The 734-nt window shown below is 45.0% G+C and carries 1 protein-coding gene; it reads left to right on the top strand.

The window, feature by feature from the left end; genetic code table 11:
• A partial coding sequence (locus FNY66_RS15345) for an ATP-binding protein (RefSeq protein ID WP_150311679.1) occupies positions 1–658 on the top strand: 658 nt, incomplete at its 5' end.
• Positions 659–734: the final 76 nt, after the last annotated feature.

The raw sequence follows: 734 nt of genomic DNA, 5'->3' as shown, positions 1-734 counted from the left end.
GGAGCAGAAAAAATATGACTCCATGGTCCACACAATGCTAAAACTGAGCAAGCTTCCTATGAATGAGCCGAAAACCTTTGAAAGATTTGATTTCAGCCGGCTCCATGGAAAGCATGTGCAGTCACTGAAGAACCTCTCTTCTCTGTCCGCTCTGTATGCAGGAAAAAATCTGGCATTTATTGGTCCGCAGGGTGTAGGTAAAACTCATCTGGCCATGGCTTTTGGGCGGGAATGCTGCCTGAAAGGATATAAGACTTATTTCTTAAGGGCAAGCGAACTCAACCAAAAGTTGACGGATGCAAGGAAACACGGCCAGGAGGGGGCTGTCATCAACGGGCTGGTAAAGCCTTCCTGCCTGATCATTGATGAGATTGGCAGGTGTGTGTTCGATAAAGAGAACACCCGTATGTTCTTTGATGTGATTGACCGCCGCTATAATAAAGATGGTCCCAGCACCATGATTTTTACCAGCAACAAAACACCAAACCAGTGGGGCGAATATTTCAGCGAAGATGATACGCTGCTTTGTTCTTTAGACCGGGTTTTTGATGACGCCACTGTATTTATGATCAAAGGTGACAGTTACCGGGGACGCAAGCTGGAAACACTTGGTCTTGAGGCTGGTATCGCAAAACATACGGAGTATAAAAATGCGTAACTGTTAATAACATACATGATGCATTGGCGATTTTAAATTGACTGAGATTGGCGTTTTTAATCCGACTCTGAATGGC

The sequence above is a fragment of the Mediterraneibacter catenae genome, from assembly GCF_008691045.1.
Lineage (GTDB): Bacteria > Bacillota > Clostridia > Lachnospirales > Lachnospiraceae > Mediterraneibacter > Mediterraneibacter ornithocaccae.
The sequence above is the reverse complement of the archived record's forward strand: the minus strand, read 5'-3'. Positions and strand labels throughout refer to the sequence as shown.